Origin of the sequence: Pseudomonas sp. PAMC 29040 (assembly GCF_003994535.1) — a bacterium.
Taxonomy (GTDB): Bacteria; Pseudomonadota; Gammaproteobacteria; order Pseudomonadales; family Pseudomonadaceae; genus Aquipseudomonas; species Aquipseudomonas paraversuta.
In genome coordinates, this window is record NZ_RZAA01000005.1 from 347,098 (window position 1) to 367,602 (window position 20,505).

At 57.9% G+C, this 20,505-nt stretch carries 18 protein-coding genes and 1 pseudogene; 10 read left to right on the plus strand and 9 right to left on the minus strand.

Going from position 1 to position 20,505, the window contains the following annotated elements; genetic code table 11:
* Positions 1-142: 142 nt before the first annotated feature.
* From WG29040_RS11640 to WG29040_RS11650, 3 genes are read right to left on the minus strand one after another with little or no spacing between them, the layout of a single operon-like run.
* A complete protein-coding gene (locus WG29040_RS11640; protein ID WP_003442658.1) occupies positions 143-1,126 on the minus strand; it encodes an alpha-L-glutamate ligase-like protein in 984 nt (327 codons plus the stop codon).
* The gene (locus tag WG29040_RS11645) at positions 1,126-2,658 is read right to left on the minus strand and encodes an inactive transglutaminase family protein (RefSeq protein ID WP_003442656.1); all 1,533 of its coding nucleotides are present in this window, start codon (positions 2,656-2,658) and stop codon (positions 1,126-1,128) included. The genes WG29040_RS11640 and WG29040_RS11645 overlap by 1 nt, the downstream gene beginning before the upstream one ends.
* 5 nt (positions 2,659-2,663) lie before the next feature.
* Positions 2,664-3,200, minus strand: coding sequence for an ATP-dependent zinc protease (locus WG29040_RS11650; protein ID WP_003442655.1), 537 nt, complete (start codon positions 3,198-3,200; stop codon positions 2,664-2,666).
* 279 nt (positions 3,201-3,479) lie between these two features.
* On the opposite strand from WG29040_RS11650, the gene WG29040_RS11655 reads away from it, so the two are divergent.
* The 5 genes from WG29040_RS11655 (at position 3,480) to prpF (ending at position 10,279) form a co-directional block, all read left to right on the plus strand.
* Entirely contained in the window at positions 3,480-4,202 is a 723-nt protein-coding gene (locus tag WG29040_RS11655) for a GntR family transcriptional regulator (RefSeq protein ID WP_003442652.1), read from the plus strand.
* Positions 4,199-5,086, plus strand: a complete 888-nt coding sequence (gene prpB / locus WG29040_RS11660; RefSeq protein WP_003442649.1) for a methylisocitrate lyase — start codon at positions 4,199-4,201, stop codon at positions 5,084-5,086. Before WG29040_RS11655 ends, prpB begins: the two co-directional genes overlap by 4 nt.
* A gap of 101 nt (positions 5,087-5,187) precedes the next feature.
* On the plus strand, positions 5,188-6,315 hold the full coding sequence (gene prpC, locus WG29040_RS11665; protein ID WP_003442646.1) for a 2-methylcitrate synthase: 1,128 nt from the start codon (positions 5,188-5,190) through the stop codon (positions 6,313-6,315).
* 134 nt (positions 6,316-6,449) lie between these two features.
* On the plus strand, positions 6,450-9,041 hold the full coding sequence (acnD, locus tag WG29040_RS11670; RefSeq protein WP_127196175.1) for a Fe/S-dependent 2-methylisocitrate dehydratase AcnD: 2,592 nt from the start codon (positions 6,450-6,452) through the stop codon (positions 9,039-9,041).
* 47 nt (positions 9,042-9,088) lie between these two features.
* Positions 9,089-10,279, plus strand: coding sequence for a 2-methylaconitate cis-trans isomerase PrpF (prpF, locus tag WG29040_RS11675; RefSeq protein WP_003442640.1), 1,191 nt, complete (start codon positions 9,089-9,091; stop codon positions 10,277-10,279).
* Positions 10,280-10,531: 252 nt separating this feature from the next.
* On the opposite strand, the gene pyk is transcribed toward prpF, so the two are convergent.
* The gene (gene pyk, locus WG29040_RS11680; protein ID WP_003442637.1) at positions 10,532-11,983 is read right to left on the minus strand and encodes a pyruvate kinase; all 1,452 of its coding nucleotides are present in this window, start codon (positions 11,981-11,983) and stop codon (positions 10,532-10,534) included.
* Positions 11,984-12,136: 153 nt separating this feature from the next.
* Between pyk and WG29040_RS11685 the strand changes: the two genes are divergently transcribed.
* From WG29040_RS11685 to sbcB, 3 genes are all read left to right on the plus strand, one after another.
* Positions 12,137-12,517, plus strand: coding sequence for a tol-pal system YbgF family protein (locus WG29040_RS11685; protein WP_127196176.1), 381 nt, complete (start codon positions 12,137-12,139; stop codon positions 12,515-12,517).
* 176 nt (positions 12,518-12,693) lie between these two features.
* The gene (locus WG29040_RS11690; RefSeq protein ID WP_003442630.1) at positions 12,694-13,053 is read left to right on the plus strand and encodes a PilZ domain-containing protein; all 360 of its coding nucleotides are present in this window, start codon (positions 12,694-12,696) and stop codon (positions 13,051-13,053) included.
* Between the two features lie 61 nt (positions 13,054-13,114).
* Positions 13,115-14,560 carry an exodeoxyribonuclease I gene (gene sbcB / locus WG29040_RS11695; RefSeq protein WP_127196177.1) on the plus strand — a complete coding sequence of 482 codons (1,446 nt, stop codon included), beginning with the start codon at positions 13,115-13,117 and terminating at the stop codon, positions 14,558-14,560.
* A gap of 80 nt (positions 14,561-14,640) precedes the next feature.
* Here the strand turns inward: sbcB and mvaT are convergent, their stop codons facing one another.
* Positions 14,641-15,018 carry a histone-like nucleoid-structuring protein MvaT gene (mvaT, locus tag WG29040_RS11700; protein WP_003442624.1) on the minus strand — a complete coding sequence of 126 codons (378 nt, stop codon included), beginning with the start codon at positions 15,016-15,018 and terminating at the stop codon, positions 14,641-14,643.
* 348 nt (positions 15,019-15,366) lie between these two features.
* Here mvaT and purU point away from each other — a divergent pair, with 348 nt between their 5' ends.
* Positions 15,367-16,215, plus strand: coding sequence for a formyltetrahydrofolate deformylase (gene purU, locus WG29040_RS11705; RefSeq protein WP_003442621.1), 849 nt, complete (start codon positions 15,367-15,369; stop codon positions 16,213-16,215).
* Positions 16,216-16,329: 114 nt separating this feature from the next.
* Complete coding sequence (locus tag WG29040_RS11710; protein ID WP_127196178.1) at positions 16,330-16,527, plus strand: hypothetical protein; 198 nt, start codon at positions 16,330-16,332, stop codon at positions 16,525-16,527.
* Positions 16,528-16,534: 7 nt separating this feature from the next.
* Here the strand turns inward: WG29040_RS11710 and WG29040_RS11715 are convergent, their stop codons facing one another.
* The 4 genes and pseudogenes from WG29040_RS11715 to WG29040_RS24715 all read right to left on the minus strand — a co-directional run.
* Entirely contained in the window at positions 16,535-17,302 is a 768-nt protein-coding gene (locus WG29040_RS11715) for a DUF2334 domain-containing protein (protein WP_127196179.1), read from the minus strand.
* Positions 17,295-18,407 carry a glycosyltransferase family 1 protein gene (locus tag WG29040_RS11720; protein WP_010655776.1) on the minus strand — a complete coding sequence of 371 codons (1,113 nt, stop codon included), beginning with the start codon at positions 18,405-18,407 and terminating at the stop codon, positions 17,295-17,297. The genes WG29040_RS11715 and WG29040_RS11720 overlap by 8 nt, the downstream gene beginning before the upstream one ends.
* Before the next feature lie 130 nt (positions 18,408-18,537).
* A complete protein-coding gene (locus tag WG29040_RS24710; protein WP_369826387.1) occupies positions 18,538-19,377 on the minus strand; it encodes a methyl-accepting chemotaxis protein in 840 nt (279 codons plus the stop codon).
* Positions 19,378-19,395: 18 nt separating this feature from the next.
* Positions 19,396-20,427: pseudogene (locus tag WG29040_RS24715) on the minus strand (cache domain-containing protein); the annotation flags it as partial.
* Between the last annotated feature and the right edge of the window lie 78 nt (positions 20,428-20,505).

The window sequence follows — 20,505 nt, forward strand, 5'->3', positions numbered from 1 at the left end:
GCCTTGAGGGTGCGGTGGCAAGAGTCTGTGGGAGCCGGCTTGCCAGCGATGCCTGTAATGCGGTTGTCTGTCGGGCCGCATTGAGGCCATCGCCGGCAAGCCGGCCCCCGCCGGGCTTGTCAGCGTCTTGTGGGGGCCGGCTTTATTCGGCGGAGTGAATATGCCCGAACAATTCCTGGGCAAAGCGCATGCGCTCTTCCGGGGTTTCCTTGATGCCTTTGGCGGCCAGCTCTTCGAGGTGTGCTTCTACTGCGTGGGTACGCAGCGTCAGGCCACAGTCGTTGGCAATCTGGATATTCAGGCCCGGGCGGGCATTGAGCTCCAGAATCAGCGGGCCTTTTTCCTGGTCGAGCACCATGTCGACCCCGATATAGCCCAGCCCGCACAACTCATAGCAGCCGGCAGCCAGCTTCATGAAGCCGTCCCAGTTGGGCAGTTGCACGCCGTCCACCGCATTGGTGGTGTCGGGGTGTTTGCTGATGATGTTGTTTAGCCAGGTGCCCCGCAGGGTCAGGCCGGTCGCCAGATCGACCCCGACCCCGATCGCGCCCTGGTGCAGGTTGGCCTTGCCCCCCGATTGTCGGGTTGGCAGGCGCAACATGGCCATCACCGGGTAGCCCATCAAGACAATGATGCGAATATCCGGCACGCCTTCGTAGCTGATGCTTTTGAATATCTGGTCCGGGATCACCCGGTACTCGATCAGTGCCCGGTCGCGGTGGCCGCCCAGCGAGTAAAGGCCGGTCAGAATGCTCGAAACCTGATGCTCGATTTCTTCGTGGCTGATGATCTTGCCCGAGACCGTGCGAAAACGGTCTTCGAAACGGTCAGCTATCACCAGAATGCCGTCGCCGCCCGCACCCTGGGCGGGCTTGATCACAAAGTCGTTACGGCCACCGATGATCTCGTCGAGTTTTTCGATTTCTTTTTCGGTGGAAATCACGCCATACATTTCCGGTACGTGAATGCCGGCTGCAATGGCGCGTTCCTTGGTGATGATCTTGTCATCCACAATCGGATACAGGCTGCGCTTGTTGTACTTGAGTACATAGTCCGCGTTGCGCCGATTGATGCCCATGATGCCTCGGGCTTCCAGGGCCTTCCAGGTTTTCCAGAAGCCAAACATCAGGAGTCAGCCTTCAGGAAGGCCTTGAAACGCACCAGTTCGGTCAGGCGGTAGCCGCGATAGCGACCCATGGCCAGCATGAAGCCCACCAGAATCAGCAGCACTGCCGGGAAGGTGAAGATGAAGTACACCAGCTCCGGAATGCTCATGATCAGGTACGCCAGCGTAGCGGCAAACAGGGTTCCGACTGCGACTTTCATCGCATGGCCGCCGCCACGTTCTTCCCAGGTAATCGACAGGCGCTCGATGGTCATGGTCAGAATCACCATCGGGAACAGTGCCACCGACAGTCCGCGTTCCAGACCCAGTTTGTGACTGAACAGACTGATGGCAGCGATCAGTATCACCACGAAGGTCAGTACCACGGACAGTCGCGGCAGCATTTGCAGCTTCAGGTGCTCCAGATAGGAGCGCAACATTAATCCGAGTGCCGTTATCACCGTAAACAGGATGATGCCGAACTCCAGCTGGGTTTCGCGGAACGCCAGGGCTATCAGTACCGGGGTGAAGGTACCCAGGGTTTGCAGGCCGATCAGGTTGCGCAGTACCAGAATCACCAGCACGCCAATCGGGATCATCACCATGATCATGAAGGTTTGCTGGGTTTGCAGTGGCAAGCCGTACAGCGAGTACTCAAGGAAGTTGGCGTCGGTGTTCTCGTCCGTCAGCTTGGCCAGGCGAATGGCGTTCATTTCGCTGTTGTTCAGGCTGAAGGTCACGTTGGGCTTCTTGCCGCCATCGACGGTGACCATTGGCTCGTCGCCGATCCACCACAGCAGGCGATCGGAGGGCAGGCCCTGCTCACCGGTTTCCGGGTTGAAATACAGCCAGTCGTTACCGTTGAAGCTGCGCAGCCACAGTTCAGGGTTCTGTGGTTGATCGGCCACCAGGCGGATGGTGTGGACTTTTTCCATCGGCACGTGGGCAATCGACAACAGCAGCTCGATGACCTGGGCTTTGTGCGGGGTGGAGGGGTCACCCGCCAGCAGCAGTTTCACGTTGTCATCGTTAGGGTTGTTCACCCGTTTGATGGTTTCGCTGATAAAGGTTTCGACGTCGGCAGAGTGCTGGCGAATGGGCGCCAGCAGTGCTTCGGCGGCGATTTTTTCCGGGCCTTCAACGGCAATGCTGTCACGGAAGACCGGGCCTTTGAGCTTGGTCTTGTCACCCGAATAGCGCTTGGTCAGCACCAGGCGGTAATAAAGGGTCTGCTTGCCGCTGACCCGGCGTGCGGACCAGGTCACCTTGCGGTTGCCATCCACCCGGTTGACGCTGACACCGTAGTTATTGGAGATAAAGCTTTCGTTCAGGCTGACGTAGTCGCGGTTGAGCGGCGGTACGAACATCTGGATCTTGACCGGGTCTTTAGAGCTGGCGACGAACTCGACTTTGGCATCGATGTTCCACAGGTCGTCGGTCGCGTCTTCGGTCACAGGAATGCCGAGAGCAAAAATCTGATAGGCAGTAATCGAAATGCCCAGCACCACGAGGACGGTGATCAGGATTTTCAGGTGAAGGGTAAGCGCGCGCATTTCAATTACTCTGCGGTTTGAGCGTTAGCGACGCAGGCAGGTTTGCCAGCAGCGTATTTAAGACTTGGGTCGACCAGCGCATCAAAGCGCTTGAGTGCTTCGGAGCCGATCAGCAGCGGGTATTGGAACGCACTTCTATCAGTCAAGTTCACTTCGATTGTGCGTAAAGCTTTGCCCATGCAGATTTCCAGGGCAATGACCGGGCGCGAGGTGTAGTTCTTGTCGGACTGGGGATCATAGTCACCCGAGCGGCGTTTGATCTTGCTGACCCGGGCCAGCGGGCGTTCGATGGGGTGCGAGTGGGCGTCATCGATGGCCAGATAAAAGCGGACCCAGCTCTCTCCATCGCGTTTGAAACGCTTTATGTCGCGTGCGCTGAGGGATGCGGTTTTGGCTCCGGTATCGAGTTTGGCGGCCACTTGCAGATCGATGCCGGCCAGTTCGGCATATTCATTGAGGCCGTACACGGTTTTCTCGGCACCAAGGCTCAAGCCCGGTACGCACAGCAGACAAAGAAGGGTGTAGAGGGGGAAAAATTTCATAAATCGGGGCACGTCTCTTGCAATCTTCAGTTCAAGGCACTGGCAGTACAGAGCAAGTTTCCTCGTGCGGCTGCCCGTGGACGGGGCAGGGCGGATGCGGCCGGCATTCTAACATGAAGGTTTTATGGCGCCAGCGTTGCGGCGCTTTTATGGGGGGGAACTGGCTGTCGATTAAACTAAGGTCGTATCGGGATATTGTCGACAATACCTATTTATACTTTGACTATTTGGCGTTGAATCGCTAGTTTTGGCGTCATTGATTTGAAAGGTGTCGACAATATGCTGCAAGCACTAGAACCCGCCGCTATCGCCCAGGACGATTCTGAAACCCTGTCGGAGAACGTGTTTCGGCGTATTCAGGCGGCTATTGTCAAAGGTGAAATCGCCCCCGGCAGCAAGATCTCCGAGCCCGAACTGGCCCGCACCTACGGCATCAGCCGTGGGCCATTGCGTGAAGCCATTCACCGTCTCGAAGGTCAGCGCCTGCTGGTGCGTATCCCCCATGTCGGGGCCCGGGTGGTGTCGCTGAACCACGCCGAACTGATCGAACTCTACGAAATTCGCGAGTCCCTCGAAGGTATGGCCTGCCGCCTGGCCGCCGAGCGCATGAGTGATGAAGACATCGCCGAGTTGCGTCGGGTGCTCGAAACCCATGAGCGCGATGAGGCGTTCCAGGCGGGTGTCGGTTACTACCAGCAGGAAGGCGACTTCGATTTTCATTACAAGATCATTCAAGGCAGCGGTAATCGCACCCTGACCCAGATGCTGTGCGGCGAGCTGTACCAGCTGGTGCGCATGTACCGCATCCAGTTTTCCACCACCCCCAATCGCCCGCACCAGGCATTCGCCGAGCACCACCGGATTCTTGATGCCATTGCCGATCGCGACGGCGAACTGGCCGAGTTATTGATGCGCCGCCATATCGGCGCGTCGAAACGCAATATTGCGCGTCACTACCAAGACAGCGCCCAGCAGACAGCCACTCCACGAGGTGAGTCATGAGCAATAAAAACAGTCCAGGCCAGCGTTTCCGTGACGCAGTCGCCAGTGAACATCCGCTGCAGGTTGTGGGTGCGATCAACGCCAACCATGCACTGCTGGCCAAGCGTGCCGGCTTCAAGGCAATTTATCTGTCGGGTGGCGGTGTTGCAGCGGGATCTTTGGGGGTGCCGGACCTGGGCATTACCGGCCTGGACGATGTGCTGACCGACGTCCGTCGCATTACCGACGTCTGCGACCTGCCGCTGCTGGTGGACGTGGATACCGGCTTTGGCTCCTCGTTCTTCAACGTGTCGCGCACCGTCAAGTCGATGATCAAGTTTGGCGCGGCGGCGATTCATATCGAAGACCAGGTCGGTGCCAAGCGTTGCGGTCATCGCCCGAACAAGGAAATCGTCTCGCTGCAAGAGATGGTCGACCGCATCAAAGCAGCAGTTGACGCCCGTACCGATGACAGCTTCGTGATCATGGCGCGCACCGATGCGCTGGCGGTCGAGGGCCTGGAGTCGGCGCTGGAACGTGCAGCAGCCTGTGTTGAAGCCGGTGCCGACATGGTCTTCCCGGAAGCCATTACCGAACTCGAGATGTACAAACTGTTCGCCAATCGGGTGAAGGCGCCGATTCTGGCCAACATCACCGAGTTTGGCTCGACACCGCTGTACACCACCGAGCAACTGGCCGGTGCCGATGTATCGCTGGTGCTGTACCCGCTCTCGGCTTTCCGGGCGATGAACAAGGCTGCTGAAAACGTCTACGGCGCCATCCGCCGTGACGGCACCCAGCAGAACGTGATCGACACCATGCAAACCCGCATGGAACTGTACGACGCCATCAACTACCACAGCTTCGAGCAAAAGCTCGACGCCGTGTTTGCCGCCAAGAAGTAACACAATTCCATGATCCTGCAGGAGCGAGCTTGCTCCTGCAGGGATAGGTATAGAACCCTGTAGTTGCCGAATCCCTAACAAATTCAAGATTGGAGAGCGCAATGGCCGAAGCAAAAGTATTGAGTGGCGCCGGATTACGCGGCCAGGTGGCCGGGCAAACAGCCTTGTCGACCGTTGGCCAGGAAGGCGCAGGTCTCACTTATCGTGGTTATGACGTCCGTGAACTGGCCGCCGAAGCCCGCTTTGAAGAAGTAGCCTATCTGCTGCTGTACGGTGAACTGCCGAACAAAACCGAGCTGGCGGCCTATATGGCCAAACTCAAAACCCTGCGTGATTTGCCGCAGGCCCTTAAGGAAGTGCTGGAGCGCATCCCCGCCGACGCCCATCCGATGGATGTGATGCGTACCGGCTGCTCGTTCCTGGGCAACCTTGAGCCCGAGCTGGATTTTGCCCGTGAGCGCGATGTAACCGATCGCCTGCTGGCCGCTTTCCCGGCAATCATGTGCTACTGGTATCGCTTCAGCCATGACGGTCTGCGCATCAATTGCGTGACCGATGAAGAGTCCATTGGCGGGCACTTCCTGCACCTGCTGCACGACAAGAAGCCGAGCGAACTGCACGTCAAAGTGATGAACGTGTCGCTGATTCTGTATGCCGAGCACGAATTCAACGCCTCGACATTCACCGCCCGGGTCTGTGCTTCGACCCTGTCCGACCTGTACTCGTGCGTCACGGCCGCCATCGGCACGTTGCGCGGGCCACTGCACGGTGGCGCCAACGAAGCGGCAATGGAAATGATCGAGCGTTTCGGCTCGGCAGAAGAGGCGGTCAAGGGCACCCTCGAGATGCTGGCGCGCAAAGACAAGATCATGGGCTTTGGCCACGCGATCTATAAAGACAGCGATCCGCGTAACGAAGTGATCAAGGGCTGGTCGAAAAAACTCGCTGACGAAGTGGGTGACACCACGTTGTTCCCGGTTTCCGAAGCCATCGACCAAACCATGTGGGAGCAAAAGAAGCTGTTCCCCAACGCCGACTTCTACCATGCCTCGGCGTATCACTTCATGGGCATTCCAACCAAGCTGTTCACCCCGATCTTTGTCTGCTCACGCCTGACCGGCTGGGCTGCGCACGTGTTCGAACAGCGCGCCAACAACCGCATCATCCGCCCGAGTGCCGAGTACATCGGCGTCGAACAGCGCAAGTTCGTGCCAATCGAGCGCCGCTGACCAGCAGGCGGCTTGAACCTGTCCACCCTGCAGGAGCGAGCTTGCCCGTGAGCTCTTTGAAAAGCTCGCGAGCAAGCCCGCTCCTGCAGGAGGGGTGAGCCGCCTCAGACCTAACCGTGATCGAGTCCCACGCCATGAATACTGAATTTCGCAAAACACTACCGGGCACCCGGCTGGATTATTTCGACACCCGCGCGGCAGTCGATGCGATCAAACCCGGTGCTTATGACACCCTGCCATACACCTCCCGGGTACTGGCCGAAAACCTGGTGCGTCGCTGTGATCCTGCGACCCTGAACGCCTCATTGAGCCAGTTGATTGAACGCAAACGCGATCTCGACTTTCCGTGGTTCCCGGCGCGAGTGGTGTGCCACGACATTCTCGGGCAGACCGCGCTGGTCGACCTCGCCGGTTTGCGCGACGCCATTGCCCTGCAAGGGGGCGACCCGGCGCAAGTGAACCCGGTGGTCCCGACCCAGCTGATTGTCGATCATTCGTTGGCGGTTGAGCGTGACGGCACCGATCCCGAGGCGTTTGAAAAGAACCGCGCCATCGAGGATCGCCGTAACGAAGACCGGTTCCACTTTATCGAGTGGACCAAAAAAGCCTTCAAAAACGTCGATGTGATCCCGCCAGGCAACGGCATCATGCACCAGATCAACCTGGAGAAAATGTCTCCGGTGATTCAGGTGCGTGACGGTGTGGCATTCCCCGATACCTGCGTCGGCACCGACAGCCACACCCCCCACGTTGATTCGCTGGGCGTCATTGCCATTGGCGTCGGCGGTCTTGAAGCCGAGAGCGTGATGCTCGGTCGTGCCTCCTGGATGCGCCTGCCGGAAATCGTCGGCGTCGAGCTGACCGGCAAGCTGCAGCCGGGCATTACCGCTACCGATATGGTGCTGGCGCTGACCGAGTATCTGCGCAAGCAAAAAGTCGTCGGTGCCTGGCTGGAGTTCTTCGGCGAAGGTGCTGCGGCGCTGACCCTGGGGGACCGCGCCACCATCTCCAACATGGCCCCGGAATACGGCGCCACGGCTGCGATGTTCTACATCGACCAACAAACCATCGACTACCTCAAGCTGACCGGTCGTGAAGACCAGCAAGTGCAGTTGGTCGAAAACTACGCCAGGCTCACCGGGCTGTGGGGCGACAGTCTCAAGCATGCTGAGTATGAGCGTGGCTTGAGCTTTGACCTGTCCAGTGTCGTGCGCAACATGGCCGGCCCGAGCAACCCCCACGCCCGAGTCGCCACCAGCGACCTCGCGGCCAAGGGCATTGCCGGTCAGTGGGAAGACGTGCCGGGGCAAATGCCTGACGGCGCGGTAATTATTGCGGCCATCACCAGCTGCACCAACACGAGCAACCCGCGTAATGTGATTGCGGCAGGCCTGATCGCCCGCAACGCCAACAAACTGGGGCTGACCCGCAAGCCTTGGGTCAAGTCGTCGTTGGCACCGGGTTCGAAAACCGTCGCGCTGTATCTGGACGAAGCCGGTCTGACCGATGAGCTTGAGCAACTGGGCTTTGGTGTGGTCGCTTTTGCCTGTACCACCTGCAATGGCATGTCCGGTGCGCTGGATCCGCAAGTGCAACAGGAAATCATCGATCGCGATCTCTACGCGACGGCCGTGCTCTCGGGTAACCGCAACTTTGACGGGCGGATTCACCCGTACGCCAAGCAGGCATTTCTGGCTTCGCCGCCTTTGGTAGTGGCCTATGCAATTGCCGGGACCATCCGTTTCGATATCGAAAAAGATGTGTTGGGTCTGGATTCCAGCGGCAACGAAGTGCGTCTGAAAGATATCTGGCCAAGCGACGAAGAAATCGACGCCGTGGTCAAGCGCTCGGTCAAGCCGGAGCAGTTCCGCCAGGTTTATATTCCGATGTTCGCCATTCACGAAGACACCGGCCCGAAAGTCGAGCCGCTCTACGACTGGCGCCCGCAAAGCACTTACATTCGTCGTCCGCCGTATTGGGAAGGGGCACTGGCCGGTGCACGTCCGCTCAAGGGCATGCGCCCGCTGGCAGTGCTGCCGGACAACATCACCACCGATCACCTGTCGCCGTCCAACGCGATCATGCTCGACAGTGCCGCAGGTGAGTATCTGGCGAAAATGGGCCTGCCGGAAGTCGACTTCAACTCCTATGCAACCCACCGTGGCGACCACCTGACCGCGCAACGTGCCACCTTTGCCAACCCCAAACTGTTCAACGAAATGGTGATCGAGGACGGCAAGGTCAAGCAGGGCTCATTGACCCGTCTTGAGCCTGAAGGCCAGGTGATGCGCATGTGGGAAGCGATTGAAACCTACATGGATCGCAAGCAGCCGTTGATCATCATTGCCGGCGCCGACTACGGTCAGGGCTCGTCCCGTGACTGGGCGGCCAAGGGCGTGCGTCTGGCCGGGGTCGAAGCCATTGCGGCAGAGGGCTTTGAGCGGATTCACCGTACCAACCTGGTCGGCATGGGCGTGTTGCCGCTGGAGTTCATGCCGGGCACCAACCGTAAAACCCTGCAGATTGACGGCAGCGAGACTTACGACGTGATCGGCGAGCGCACCCCGCGTGCCACGCTGACCCTGGTGATTACCCGCAACAACGGCGAGCGCGTCGAGGTGCCGGTGATGTGCCGTCTGGACACCGCTGAAGAAGTCTCGATCTACGAAGCGGGCGGCGTGTTGCAGCGCTTTGCCCAGGACTTCCTGGAATCGGCCACGGCTTAATAGCAGTGCCGGGGCCTGGCGCCCCGGCCCTAACAGGAATCAGTTTTATGGCCTATGCAGCGCAAATCAAAATCCCTGCGACTTATATGCGCGGCGGTACCAGTAAAGGGGTATTTTTCAGTCTGCTTGACTTGCCCGCCGTGGCCCAGGTTCCGGGCGCGGCCCGTGATGCCCTGTTGTTGCGGGTAATCGGCAGCCCGGACCCGTACGAAAAGCAAATTGACGGCATGGGCGCGGCGACCTCCAGTACCAGCAAAACCGTGATCGTCAGCCAAAGCCTGCAAGCCGATCATGATGTCGACTATCTGTTTGGCCAGGTGTCGATCGACAAGCCGTTCGTGGACTGGAGCGGCAACTGCGGCAACCTGTCGGCGGCCGTCGGTTCGTTTGCCATCAGCAGCGGCCTGGTGGATGCGGCCCGTATCCCGCAAAACGGCACGGCCGTGGTGCGTATCTGGCAAGCCAATATTGGCAAAACCATTATTGCCCATGTACCGATCACCGATGGCGCAGTCCAGGAAACCGGTGATTTTGAGCTCGACGGGGTGACCTTTCCTGCCGCCGAGGTGCAGCTGGAGTTCATTAATCCGGCGGCTGACGAGGAGGGTGCAGGGGGTTCGATGTTCCCTACCGGCAACCTGGTTGACGACCTTGAAGTGCCAGGGCTCGGCACCTTGAAAGTCACCATGATCAACGCCGGTATCCCGACCATTTTCGTCAATGCCCAAGCCATCGGTTACACCGGTGCCGAGCTGCAAAACGACATCAACGGCGATCCGAAAGCCCTGGCCATGTTCGAAACCATTCGTGCCCATGGTGCGTTGCGCATGGGCCTGATTGAAAGGCTCGAAGATGCGGCCAAGCGTCAGCACACGCCCAAGGTGGCCTTTGTTGCCGGGCCGACCGATTACCTGTCATCCAGCGGCAAGCCGGTACCTGCACAGAGTGTGGACTTGCTGGTGCGGGCATTGTCGATGGGCAAGTTGCACCACGCGATGATGGGGACGGCGGCGGTGGCGATTGGCACTGCGGCAGCGATTCCGGGCACCCTGGTCAACCTTGCCGCGGGCGGCGAGTTGCGCAGCGCCGTGCGTTTTGGTCATCCCTCGGGCACCTTGCGGGTGGGCGCGCAGGCGCAGCAGGTTGATGGCGAATGGACAGTTACCAAAGCCATCATGAGCCGCAGCGCGCGGGTTTTGATGGAAGGTTGGGTGCGGGTACCGGGCGATGCCTTTTAACCCTGATTGCTGAATCCGACGCATAAAAAACCCCGCATCGCTGCGCAATGCTGTTCGCCTAAACGACTGCTATCTCAACTGTAGGAGCGAGCTTGCCTCGCGATGGTCTCGAAATGCCGTGTTTAATCTGTAAACACGGCGTTTTCGTTAACAATCATCGCGAGACAAGCTCGCTCCTACAACGGCAGGGTTTAGTTCTGTGAACAGCTTTGCTCATCGTTGCGGGGCTTTTTAGTTCAAGTCCTGTGGGACTTAAACCATTTTGTCGCCGACATGCAGAATCTTCATGCCGTTGGTGCCACCGATGGTGTGGTAGCTGTCGCCCTTGGTCAGGATGACCCAGTCGCCATTTTCTACGACGCCACGCTTGAGCAGTTCGTCGATGGCAGCCTGGCTGACTTGTTCTGGCGGCAGCGATGCCGGGTCGAACGGCACGGTGTAAACGCCACGGAACATGGCAGCACGGGCCTGGGTTTCACGGTGCGGGGAGAACGCGTAGATCGGCACCGAAGAACGGATGCGCGACATGATCAACGGCGTGTAACCACTTTCGGTCAGCGCGATGATCGCTTTGACGCCAGGGAAATGGTTGGCGGTGTACATGGCCGCCAGCGCAATGCTCTGGTCGCAGCTTTCGAAAACCTTGCCGATACGGTGGCTGGAGGTTTTGCTGGTCGGATGCTTTTCAGCGCCGACACAGATCCGCGCCATGGCCTGTACCGCTTCCAGCGGGTAAGCGCCGGCAGCACTTTCAGCCGAGAGCATCACGGCGTCGGTGTAGTCGAGAACGGCGTTGGCAACGTCGGACACTTCGGCGCGAGTCGGCATCGGGTTCTGGATCATCGACTCCATCATCTGGGTCGCAACGATCACCGCTTTATTGTGGCGGCGTGCATGCAGAATGATTTTCTTCTGAATGCCCACCAGCTCGGCATCGCCGATTTCCACGCCCAGGTCGCCACGGGCAACCATTACTGCGTCACTGGCCTTGATCAGCCCGTCGAGGGTTTCGTCATCCGCTACGGCTTCAGCGCGTTCAATCTTCGCGACCAGCCAGGCAGTACCGCCGGCTTCGTCACGCAGTTGACGGGCGTATTCCATGTCGGCGGCGTCCCGCGGGAACGACACGGCCAGGTAGTCGACTTGCATTTCGGCAGCCAGCTTGATGTCAGCCTTGTCTTTTTCAGTCAGGGCCGGCGCGGTCAGACCACCGCCGCGACGGTTGATGCCCTTGTGGTCAGACAGTGGGCCGCCGATCAGCACGGTGCAGTGCAGGGCGTCATCGGTGGCGGTGTCTACACGCATTACGACACGGCCGTCATCGAGCAGCAGCTCGTCGCCGACGCCGCAGTCCTTGACCAGATCCGGGTAGTCGATGCCGACTACTTGCTGGGTGCCTTCGGTCAACGGATGGCTGGTGGAGAAGGTGAATTGATCACCGACCTTCAGCTCGATCTTCTTGTTGGCGAATTTGGCGATACGAATTTTCGGGCCTTGCAGGTCACCCAAGAGGGCAACGAAACGGCCATGTTTGGCAGCGATTTCACGCACCAGCTTGGCACGAGCCTTATGCTCATCCGGGGTTCCGTGGGAAAAGTTCAGACGGGCGACGTCCAGGCCAGCGAGGATCAGCTGTTCCAGCATCTCCGGTGAATTGCTGGCAGGGCCAAGTGTGGCAACGATTTTAGTTCGACGAACGGACATGCAAAGACTCCTGAGTTCAAGCGCAGCCAAAGGCTACTATGGTCTTTGGCTGTAGTCATTGTTCCTCTGCACTACTTTCGACTTAAGTTGTGGTGCCGCAGCTTGAAGAATTTTCCCGCGGGGTCGATACAGTGTTAAGAACAGGAGATCCCCATGCGTTTTTTGCTCATTCTATTGATGGCCGGCAGTGTCGTCGGTTGTACCCGCTGGTCGATGAATCATCACCTGAACAGTGCCTACCGTGCCTATGACCGGGGTAATTGCGAAGCGGTGATGCTGGAGTTGTCCGAGGTGGATCGCGAGAGCCGCAGTCGCCCGTATATCTGGCCGCAGACTGCAATGTTGCGCGGACTATGCCTGGAACGAACCAAGTTCTATCTGGACGCTGCCCAGACCTATCAATACATCATCAATGAGTTCCCGAAGAGCGAGTATGCCTATCGCGCCAAGGCGAGGATCGAGACGTTGAGAATTCTTAAATTCATTCCGGGCCCCGGTGCAGGAGTGACTCCGGCACTGCCTGCTACCATTTGATGAAGTATCAACTGGCTAGTGGCTATATGATATCGCTGTGCTGCTGTTAGAGTATTCCGGGCTTTTTATGGATTAATAAAGGTATCGATGTCTGCTGGTTGGCCTGAGAGCGAGCTGCGGAACATTTCAGGCAGTAGCGCGGTCATGCTTAATGGCCTTTCAAAGTGATATTCGCCATGGTTATAGATCGCCGTATCCAGCGTCATCAACTGACAGGCTTCCTGGGCGTGCTCAATCGGTTTACAGGCAAACCCATCGGGTATCTGGGCAATGTGTCCGAGGGTGGGCTGATGCTGATCAGCCAGTTGCCGCTGCTGGTGGGGGCTGATTTTGAACTCAGGCTGCAAGTGCCCGGGCCTGACGGGGAGCTGCAGCTGGTGGATCTGACGGCACGATGCCTGTGGTGCATTGAAGACGTCAGCCCACAGTGCTACGACTCCGGGTTTATGCTGTATCAGCCTCCTGCGCAATACCTCGTGCTGATCGACAGCTTGCGCGAGTATTTCAGTTTCCTGCCGTTACAGGCCTCGGCTTAGGTCTGGCCTTGCACCGGTTTGAGCGCCTAGACTGACGGGGTCTACAGCTCAGGAACACCCCGTGACCTCTATTTTTTGGTACGACTATGAAACCACCGGCATCAACCCGCGCTGCGATCGGGCTGTGCAGGTTGCCGGTATCCGCACCGATGTCGACCTCAATGAGATTGATCAGCCGCTCAATCTGTATTGCCAGCCCAGTGACGATATTCTTCCTCACCCCATGGCTTGCCTGATCACCGGTATTACCCCCGGGCGCCTGGAAGACAAGGGCCTGGGGGAGGCCGAGTTCATGACCCGCACCCACGCGCAACTGGCATTGCCCGGCACCTGTGGCGCAGGCTACAACTCCTTGCGTTTCGATGACGAAGTCACGCGCTACAGCCTGTACCGGAATTTCTTCGATCCTTATGCCCGCGAGTGGCAGGGCGGCAACAGTCGCTGGGATTTGATTGATGTAGTGCGAACCGCTTATGCCCTGCGTCCGGAAGGAATTGTCTGGCCTGAAGACGAGGGCCGAGTGACCCTCAAGCTCGAGCGTTTGACGGCTGCCAACGGGATTGATCATGGCCAGGCCCATGATGCCTTGTCCGATGTGAGGGCCACCATCGCGTTGGCGCGGCTGATTCGTGACAAGCAACCCAAGTTGTATGAGTGGTTATTCAAGCTGCGCACGAAACAGCGGGTGCTTGATCAAGTTCGGTTATTGCAACCCATGCTGCATATTTCGGGGCGCTTCTCTGCGGCCAGGCATTATGCGGGGGTGGTATTGCCGCTGGCCTGGCATCCGAAAAACCGTAATGCACTGATTGTGTACGATCTGCATTTTGATCCTCAGCCATTACTGGACATGGATGCAGAGTCCCTGCGCCAGATGCTCTATACCCGGCGCGAAGACTTGGCTGAAGGCCAGCAGCCGGTTGCGCTGAAGCTGATACATGTTAACCGTTGTCCGGTGGTGGCCCCCTTGAATGTAGTGCGGGCCCAGGATCAACAGCGTTTGCAACTGGACATGGCGCTTTATCAAGCGCGTGCGGCGACGCTTATTGAGGCTCAGCAAGTTTGGCAGGACAAGTTATCGGCTATTTATGCCAGCGAAGATTTCGTCCCCGCTGCCGATCCCGAGCAACAGTTGTATGACGGTTTTCTCGGTGAGCGTGATCGTCGATTGTGTGAGCAAGTCAGGCTCAGTGATCCGGAGCAATTAGCAGGTACTACTTGGCCTTTTGATGACGAGCGTTTACCTGAATTATTGTTTCGCTACCGTGCGCGAAACTTCCCCCATACCTTGAGCGCGGAAGAACTTGAGCGTTGGCAATTGTTCTGTCGGCAGCGCTTGACCGACCCGGCCATGGGCGCGCCCCTGACCCTGGATGACTTCACCCGCGCAGCGCTGGAGCTGTCACGCAGTGCCAAGCCCGCCCAACTGAAGCTGTTGAGTGAATGGCAGCGCTATGCGCAAGGTCTTGGCCGCCGTCTGGGGATGGACTCGCAGGCGCAGGATTGACACTAAAAGGCAGGCAATAAAAAACGCCAGCAAGCTGGCGTTTTTTATTAGCGGTGCATAACGCAGCGCGAAGGGGGCACTTAGTCCAGCAGAGTTGCCCAGCCTTCAACTACGTCGCCGCCCCACTTGGCTTTCCACTCTTTCAGGGTCTTGTGGTTGCCACCTTTGGTTTCAATCACTTCACCGTTATGCGGGTTTTTGTATTGTTTAACCTTGCGGGCACGTTTGGTGCCGGTGGTTTTAACAACACCGCGTGGTGCTTTGCTTACTTTGGCTTCTGGATCCAGAAGGGCGATAATATCGCGCAGCGATTTTTGGTATTCGCCCATCAGCGTGCGCAGTTTGCCTTCGAATTCCAGCTCGGTTTGAAGTTTGTCGTCTTCCGACAGGTTTTTCAGGCGAGCTTGCAGTTCTTTGATCGCTTCTTCAGTTGCACGGTATTCGTTGATCAGGGACATGAGGATAACCTTATGTTGGAAAGGGTTTACAGGGAGACAGTGATGCAATAATAGTCAGACAGTTACTGCAAGTAAATATGCAAGGCTCGATTAATTTTAAAATTTAATTATTAACATTTTCCCATTCCTATATCAGCGCTATTAAATAAGCCGTTGTCAGGTGAATGTTAAGAAAGATTAATAAATGTCCTGGTTCACCAATAAAAACCCTGAAGGCCCCGCTCCCGAAGGCGTAGCAGGTGGGTGATGCGACCCTGGGGCGCACGCAATAAGCCTCAAGGAAGACTGTAGTTTTGCTGCGCACTCGCTAGAATGGCGGCCTTAGTAAAGTTTTGGAGTTTTTCCCTGATGCGCACTTTTCGGTTGGTGATCGCCTGCCCCGACGGCGTTGGTATTGTTGCCAAGGTCAGTAATTTCCTGGCCTCACACAATGGCTGGATCACTGAAGCGAGCCACCACTCGGATGATCAAAGCGGCTGGTTCTTTATGCGTCACGAAATTCGTGCCGACTCCCTGCCATTTGGACTTGACGCTTTTCGCGAGGCGTTTGCCCCGATCGCCGAAGAGTTTTCGATGGAGTGGCGCATTACCGATACCGCACAAAAAAAACGCGTGGTCTTGATGGCCAGCCGCGAATCCCACTGTCTGGCAGATTTGTTGCACCGCTGGCACAGCGATGAACTGGACTGTGATATCTCGTGCGTGATTTCCAACCACAATGACTTGCGCAGCATGGTCGAGTGGCACGGCATTCCTTTTTACCATGTGCCGGTTGACCCGAAAGACAAAGAGCCGGCCTTCGCCGAAGTCTCGCGTCTGGTTAAGCATCATGCTGCCGAGGTCGTGGTTCTGGCGCGCTACATGCAAATTCTGCCGCCGGATCTGTGTCGCGAATATGCCGGCCAGGTCATCAACATTCACCACAGCTTCCTGCCGTCATTTGTCGGGGCCAAGCCTTATCACCAGGCTTCGATGCGCGGTGTAAAGTTGATTGGTGCAACCTGCCACTATGTGACCGAAGAACTGGACGCCGGTCCCATCATCGAGCAGGACGTCGTACGCGTCAGCCATAGCGACAGTATTGAAGACATGGTGCGTTTCGGTCGTGATGTCGAGAAGATGGTGCTGGCCCGTGGCCTGCGCTATCACCTCGAAGACCGTGTACTGGTGCACGGCAATAAAACCGTAGTGTTCTGATGCCGCAATCGATTACAGGGGTCGGCTGACCGGCTCCTGTATCGCCGCCTTCGTTGCTCTGCAGCGACTACACCCAGGGTTAGTGCAACATAAAACCTTCAAAGGATTTGTGTCATGACCGATCCGTTCGATAAAGCCACTTCCACGGCACCGGCAACCCTGGGTGAGGGCTGTCTAAGCCGTTACGACCCGCAAGCGTTAAGCCCGCAGGACGGCACAGAGTTTTCAGATGCCCGGGCCTTGTGGCTGGCGTTACACCCGCAACTTCCCGACGATCAACCCTCGGATACGCTCTCACCGGCTGCTGACTGAGATGAACTCATGCTGGCGACGAGCCTGTGGGCGCACTTAAAGAGTCGAGCCATGCGCTTTTGGTGACGGGCCTGCGGCCGCTGTCGATCAGACGCTTGAGGGTTTCAAGCCAGTAATCGCGGGAGAATCCATGGCGCATATCCACAGGATGCAGGCCCAGTCGTATCAAGGGTGCATTTTGCCACTGGCGTTCACGCAGATCGCACACCACTTTTGACACCCCTCGACGCCATGCACTGCCAGCACTCCAGACCAGCCCCGGCGCATCAATGGCTGAAAAATCGGGCAGACGATAAAGGTGCTGTTGATCGCTGGTATAACTCAAGGGCAGTTGGCGCAAGGCCAGGCGTGTGCCTTCGCTCATCAGCCACGCCGGGGCAACAAAGCCGCGGACTGGCCATTGATAGCGCTCAAATACTTCAAGCCCACGCTCCAGCCGGTTCAGTGCCTGGGTTTCGGACAATTTGTAGAACTCCCCCTCCCAGGTATACACCCGGCGCATGAACCAATCGCGCGGGGTGCGCGGTGCAGGCATGTCATCGGCATGGAAGTAACCATGCAGTACCAGTTCGTCGCCCCTGGCCACGCGGCTGTCGAGCGTGTTGCGCAATTGGTCGGCACCGGCCAAAGAGCCGCCATGGTGAAAGTCCGGAACCACCAGCCAGGTGATCGGGATTGCGCCCATGGCATCGACAGCTTCGACAAACGGTTGATAATCGGCCCAGGTTTGCGGGGCGACATCGTGCAGCACCAGCGCCACCACCGGATCAGACATGGACAGGTACAGCCTGATGGGTGCCGGTCAATGCGTGATAATGAACCAGCAGGTCCTGCACCACGCGATCCCAGGAGTAATGCAGTTCGGCCCGTTGGCGGGCCTGCCGGCCAAGTTGCGCCGGATTGTTGGCGAACAGCTCACGGACGGCGTTGGCCATCGCCTCAGGGTTGTTCGGTTGGCACAGCAGACCCACCTCATCGTGCACGATTTCCCTGAAGGCCCCGGCGTCAACGGCCACCACCGGAATGCCGCTGGCCATGGCCTCGAGAATGACCAGGCCAAAGGTTTCCTGGTCTCCGGCATGTACCAGAGCATCGGCACTGGCCATGAGGCGGGCCAGTTGAGCGGGGGGGCAGAAGTCGTCAATGACTGTCACGTTATCCGGCACCAGGGATGGCATCTGTGAGCCCACCAGCAGCAGGTGCCAGTTCTGGCCCAAGTCGCGCATGCAGTCGAGCAGAACCGGGAGATTTTTTTCCTTGGCGCCGCGCCCGGCAAAAATCAGCAAATGGGCGTCAGGACTTATCTGCAGCTCTGCACGCAGATCGGGGTCGCGGTGCTGAGGATTGAATGTCTGCAAGTCGACGCCCAGGGGTTGCACGAACACATTGTCGACCCCCAGGCCGATAAGTTTGTTGGCCATGACCTGGCTCGGGGCCAGGACCCGGTCGAAATGCCGGTACAGCCGGCTGACATAGGCTTCTACATTGGGTGTCAGCCAGTTGCCCATGCGGTTGCGCACCAGCAGCGGCAGATCCGAGTGATAAAAGCCAATGACCGGTACGTCCAGCTGCCGCCGGGCATCGAGTGCGGCCCAGGCGGTGAGGTAGGGGTCGCCGACTTCGATCAGGTCCGGTTGCAGGTCTTGCAAAATATTGCACCAGGGCGCCAGGCGGATCGGGAACCGAAAACCGTTGCCAAATGGCAGGGCCGGGGAGGGGACCTGGTATATGCCGTCGTGCACTGTCCGGTTGCTGCCCGGCACCAGCAGGCTGTGACGGGTGCCCGGCAAACGGCTCAGGCGTCGGTGCTTGGCGTCCAGATAAGTGCGCACGCCGCCACTGGCGGGCGCATAGAACATGGTGATGTCAGCAATATGCACGGCCTTGAGCCCTTTAAATGTCTATCGTCCATGGGGTTGACCTTAATGGATGATAGATGTTCGCAGGAATTGAGCCGGGTAAAAAACGCGTAACCGCCAAGTGCGGGGTTACGCGTTGAGTGCAGGGCGATCAGATGCGGAAACTGCCCACCAGTTGCTTGAGGCGTGCGGCCTGTTGTTCAAGGTCCGTACAGGCTCGCAGGGTGGATTGCAGGTTCTCGACGCCCTCCTGGTTCAGGGTGTTGATCTCGGTGATGTCCATATTGATCGACTCAACCACCGAGGTTTGCTCTTCCGTGGCGGTAGCGACCGACTGGTTCATGCCGTCAATTTCGCCAATGCGCTCGGTGACGCTGACCAGACGTTCGCCTGCACGGTTGGCGATTTCCACACTGTCCTGACTGTGGCGCTGACTTTCCTCCATGGTGCTCACCGATGCGCGCGCGCTGACTTGCAGCTCCTCGATCATGGTTTGTACTTGCTGCGCCGACTCCTGGGTGCGGTGCGCCAGGTTGCGCACCTCGTCAGCGACCACGGCAAAGCCGCGTCCGGCTTCACCGGCACGGGCGGCTTCAATCGCGGCATTGAGCGCCAACAGGTTGGTTTGCCGGGAAATGCTGGTAATCACTTCAAGGATCTGGCCGATGTTCACTGTCTTGTCATTCAGTGATTCGATGTGGCTACTGGAGGTGCCCAGCATTTGCGACAGTTGCTGCATCGAACCGATGCTGCGCTCGACCACTTGCTGACCTTCTTCTGCCAGGCCGCGGGCGTCGCTGGCTTGATGCGAGGCCAGGGCAGCGTTGCGGGCGATTTCCTGGGCAGCTGCGCCCAGCTCGTTGATCGCTGCTGCAACACTGTTAGTGCGGCTTGCCTGTTCGTCAGAGTTGAGCATCGATGAGTTGGAAGCACTGACCACCCGCAGGGCGACTTCGTTTACCTGTTCGGTAGCCGATGATACTTCGCTCATGGAGGTATGAATGCGCTCGACAAAGCGGTTGAAAGCGCTGCCCAGGGTGCCGAACTCGTCGTTGGATTCAACCACCAGGCGCCGGGTCAAGTCACCTTCACCTTCAGCGATGTCTTGCATCGCGCGGGTCATCACATGCAAAGGTTGCAACAACAAGCGAATCAACAGGCCGAGCAGGGCGATGATCGAGACCAGGGCAATGCTGGTGGCAATGATCGCTGATGTGCGAAATGTGCTGAGCATTGCGAAGGCTTGTTCTTTATCTATAGACAGCCCGACATACCAGTTGACCGAACCCAGCCCTTTGACCGGGCTAAAGGTCACGATCCGTGTTTGGCCATTGGCTTCGGTTTCGCTGATAACCGGACTGATCGATGGTGTGTTTTGCGGGTAAATATCCTTCAGGTTCTTTGACACCAGATCCTTGTCCGGGTGAACCAGGATTTTGCCGTCGGCACTCACCAGGAAGGCAAAGCCCATGCCATCGAAATCCAGGGTGTTGATACTGTCAGCGATGGTTTTCAGGGTCAGGTCCGAGCCGACCACGCCCAGGGTTTGCCCGGCCTTTTTCACCGCGGTACCGATGGAGATAATCATCTGCCCGGTTACAGCATCTATATAAGGTTCGGTCAGGCTTGCGCTGCTGCTGTTGAGCGCGTCCTTGTACCAGGGCCGCGTGCGGGCGTCGAAGCCCTCGGGCATCTTGCTGTTGGGGCGAATGGTAAAGTCGCCCTGGCTGTCGCCAAAGTAGACTGCCATAAAGGTGCTGCCCAGGGCTTTTTGTTCCAGCAGGCTGGCCACTTGCGCTGGGTCTGAAGCAATGGCTATGGATTCTGCAAGATTTTCCGTGAGCAGAATCCGCCCTCCCATCCAGGTTTGAATGTTATTGGCTGTGATGTTGCCCATCTCGTGCAGATAGTTATCCAGATCATTGCGAATGGCATTGCGTTGCAGGTAATCGTTGTACAGCGTAAATAGCGAGAAGGCGGCTATTACGATCAGGGACGCGGCAAGCAGGATTTTATGGCTGAAACGCAGGTTTTTATTCATGGCTTGAAGGGTCCGCTAAGGTCTAAAAGTTTGAGGCCTACTCTGTGGAAACATGCCCATGCGACAAATCACTGTCAG

Bases quoted from the DNA above. Each gene is read 5' to 3' on its own strand.
- WG29040_RS11640 (WP_003442658.1), bottom strand. From the start codon at position 1,126: ATGTTTGGCTTCTGGAAAACCTGGAAGGCCCTGGAAGCCCGAGGCATC.
- WG29040_RS11645 (WP_003442656.1), bottom strand. From the start codon at position 2,658: ATGCGCGCGCTTACCCTTCACCTGAAAATCCTGATCACCGTCCTCGTG.
- WG29040_RS11650 (WP_003442655.1), bottom strand. From the start codon at position 3,200: ATGAAATTTTTCCCCCTCTACACCCTTCTTTGTCTGCTGTGCGTACCG.
- WG29040_RS11655 (WP_003442652.1), top strand. From the start codon at position 3,480: ATGCTGCAAGCACTAGAACCCGCCGCTATCGCCCAGGACGATTCTGAA.
- prpB (WP_003442649.1), top strand. From the start codon at position 4,199: ATGAGCAATAAAAACAGTCCAGGCCAGCGTTTCCGTGACGCAGTCGCC.
- prpC (WP_003442646.1), top strand. From the start codon at position 5,188: ATGGCCGAAGCAAAAGTATTGAGTGGCGCCGGATTACGCGGCCAGGTG.
- acnD (WP_127196175.1), top strand. From the start codon at position 6,450: ATGAATACTGAATTTCGCAAAACACTACCGGGCACCCGGCTGGATTAT.
- prpF (WP_003442640.1), top strand. From the start codon at position 9,089: ATGGCCTATGCAGCGCAAATCAAAATCCCTGCGACTTATATGCGCGGC.
- pyk (WP_003442637.1), bottom strand. From the start codon at position 11,983: ATGTCCGTTCGTCGAACTAAAATCGTTGCCACACTTGGCCCTGCCAGC.
- WG29040_RS11685 (WP_127196176.1), top strand. From the start codon at position 12,137: ATGCGTTTTTTGCTCATTCTATTGATGGCCGGCAGTGTCGTCGGTTGT.
- WG29040_RS11690 (WP_003442630.1), top strand. From the start codon at position 12,694: ATGGTTATAGATCGCCGTATCCAGCGTCATCAACTGACAGGCTTCCTG.
- mvaT (WP_003442624.1), bottom strand. From the start codon at position 15,018: ATGTCCCTGATCAACGAATACCGTGCAACTGAAGAAGCGATCAAAGAA.
- purU (WP_003442621.1), top strand. From the start codon at position 15,367: ATGCGCACTTTTCGGTTGGTGATCGCCTGCCCCGACGGCGTTGGTATT.
- WG29040_RS11710 (WP_127196178.1), top strand. From the start codon at position 16,330: ATGACCGATCCGTTCGATAAAGCCACTTCCACGGCACCGGCAACCCTG.
- WG29040_RS11715 (WP_127196179.1), bottom strand. From the start codon at position 17,302: ATGTCTGATCCGGTGGTGGCGCTGGTGCTGCACGATGTCGCCCCGCAA.
- WG29040_RS24710 (WP_369826387.1), bottom strand. From the start codon at position 19,377: ATGAGCGAAGTATCATCGGCTACCGAACAGGTAAACGAAGTCGCCCTG.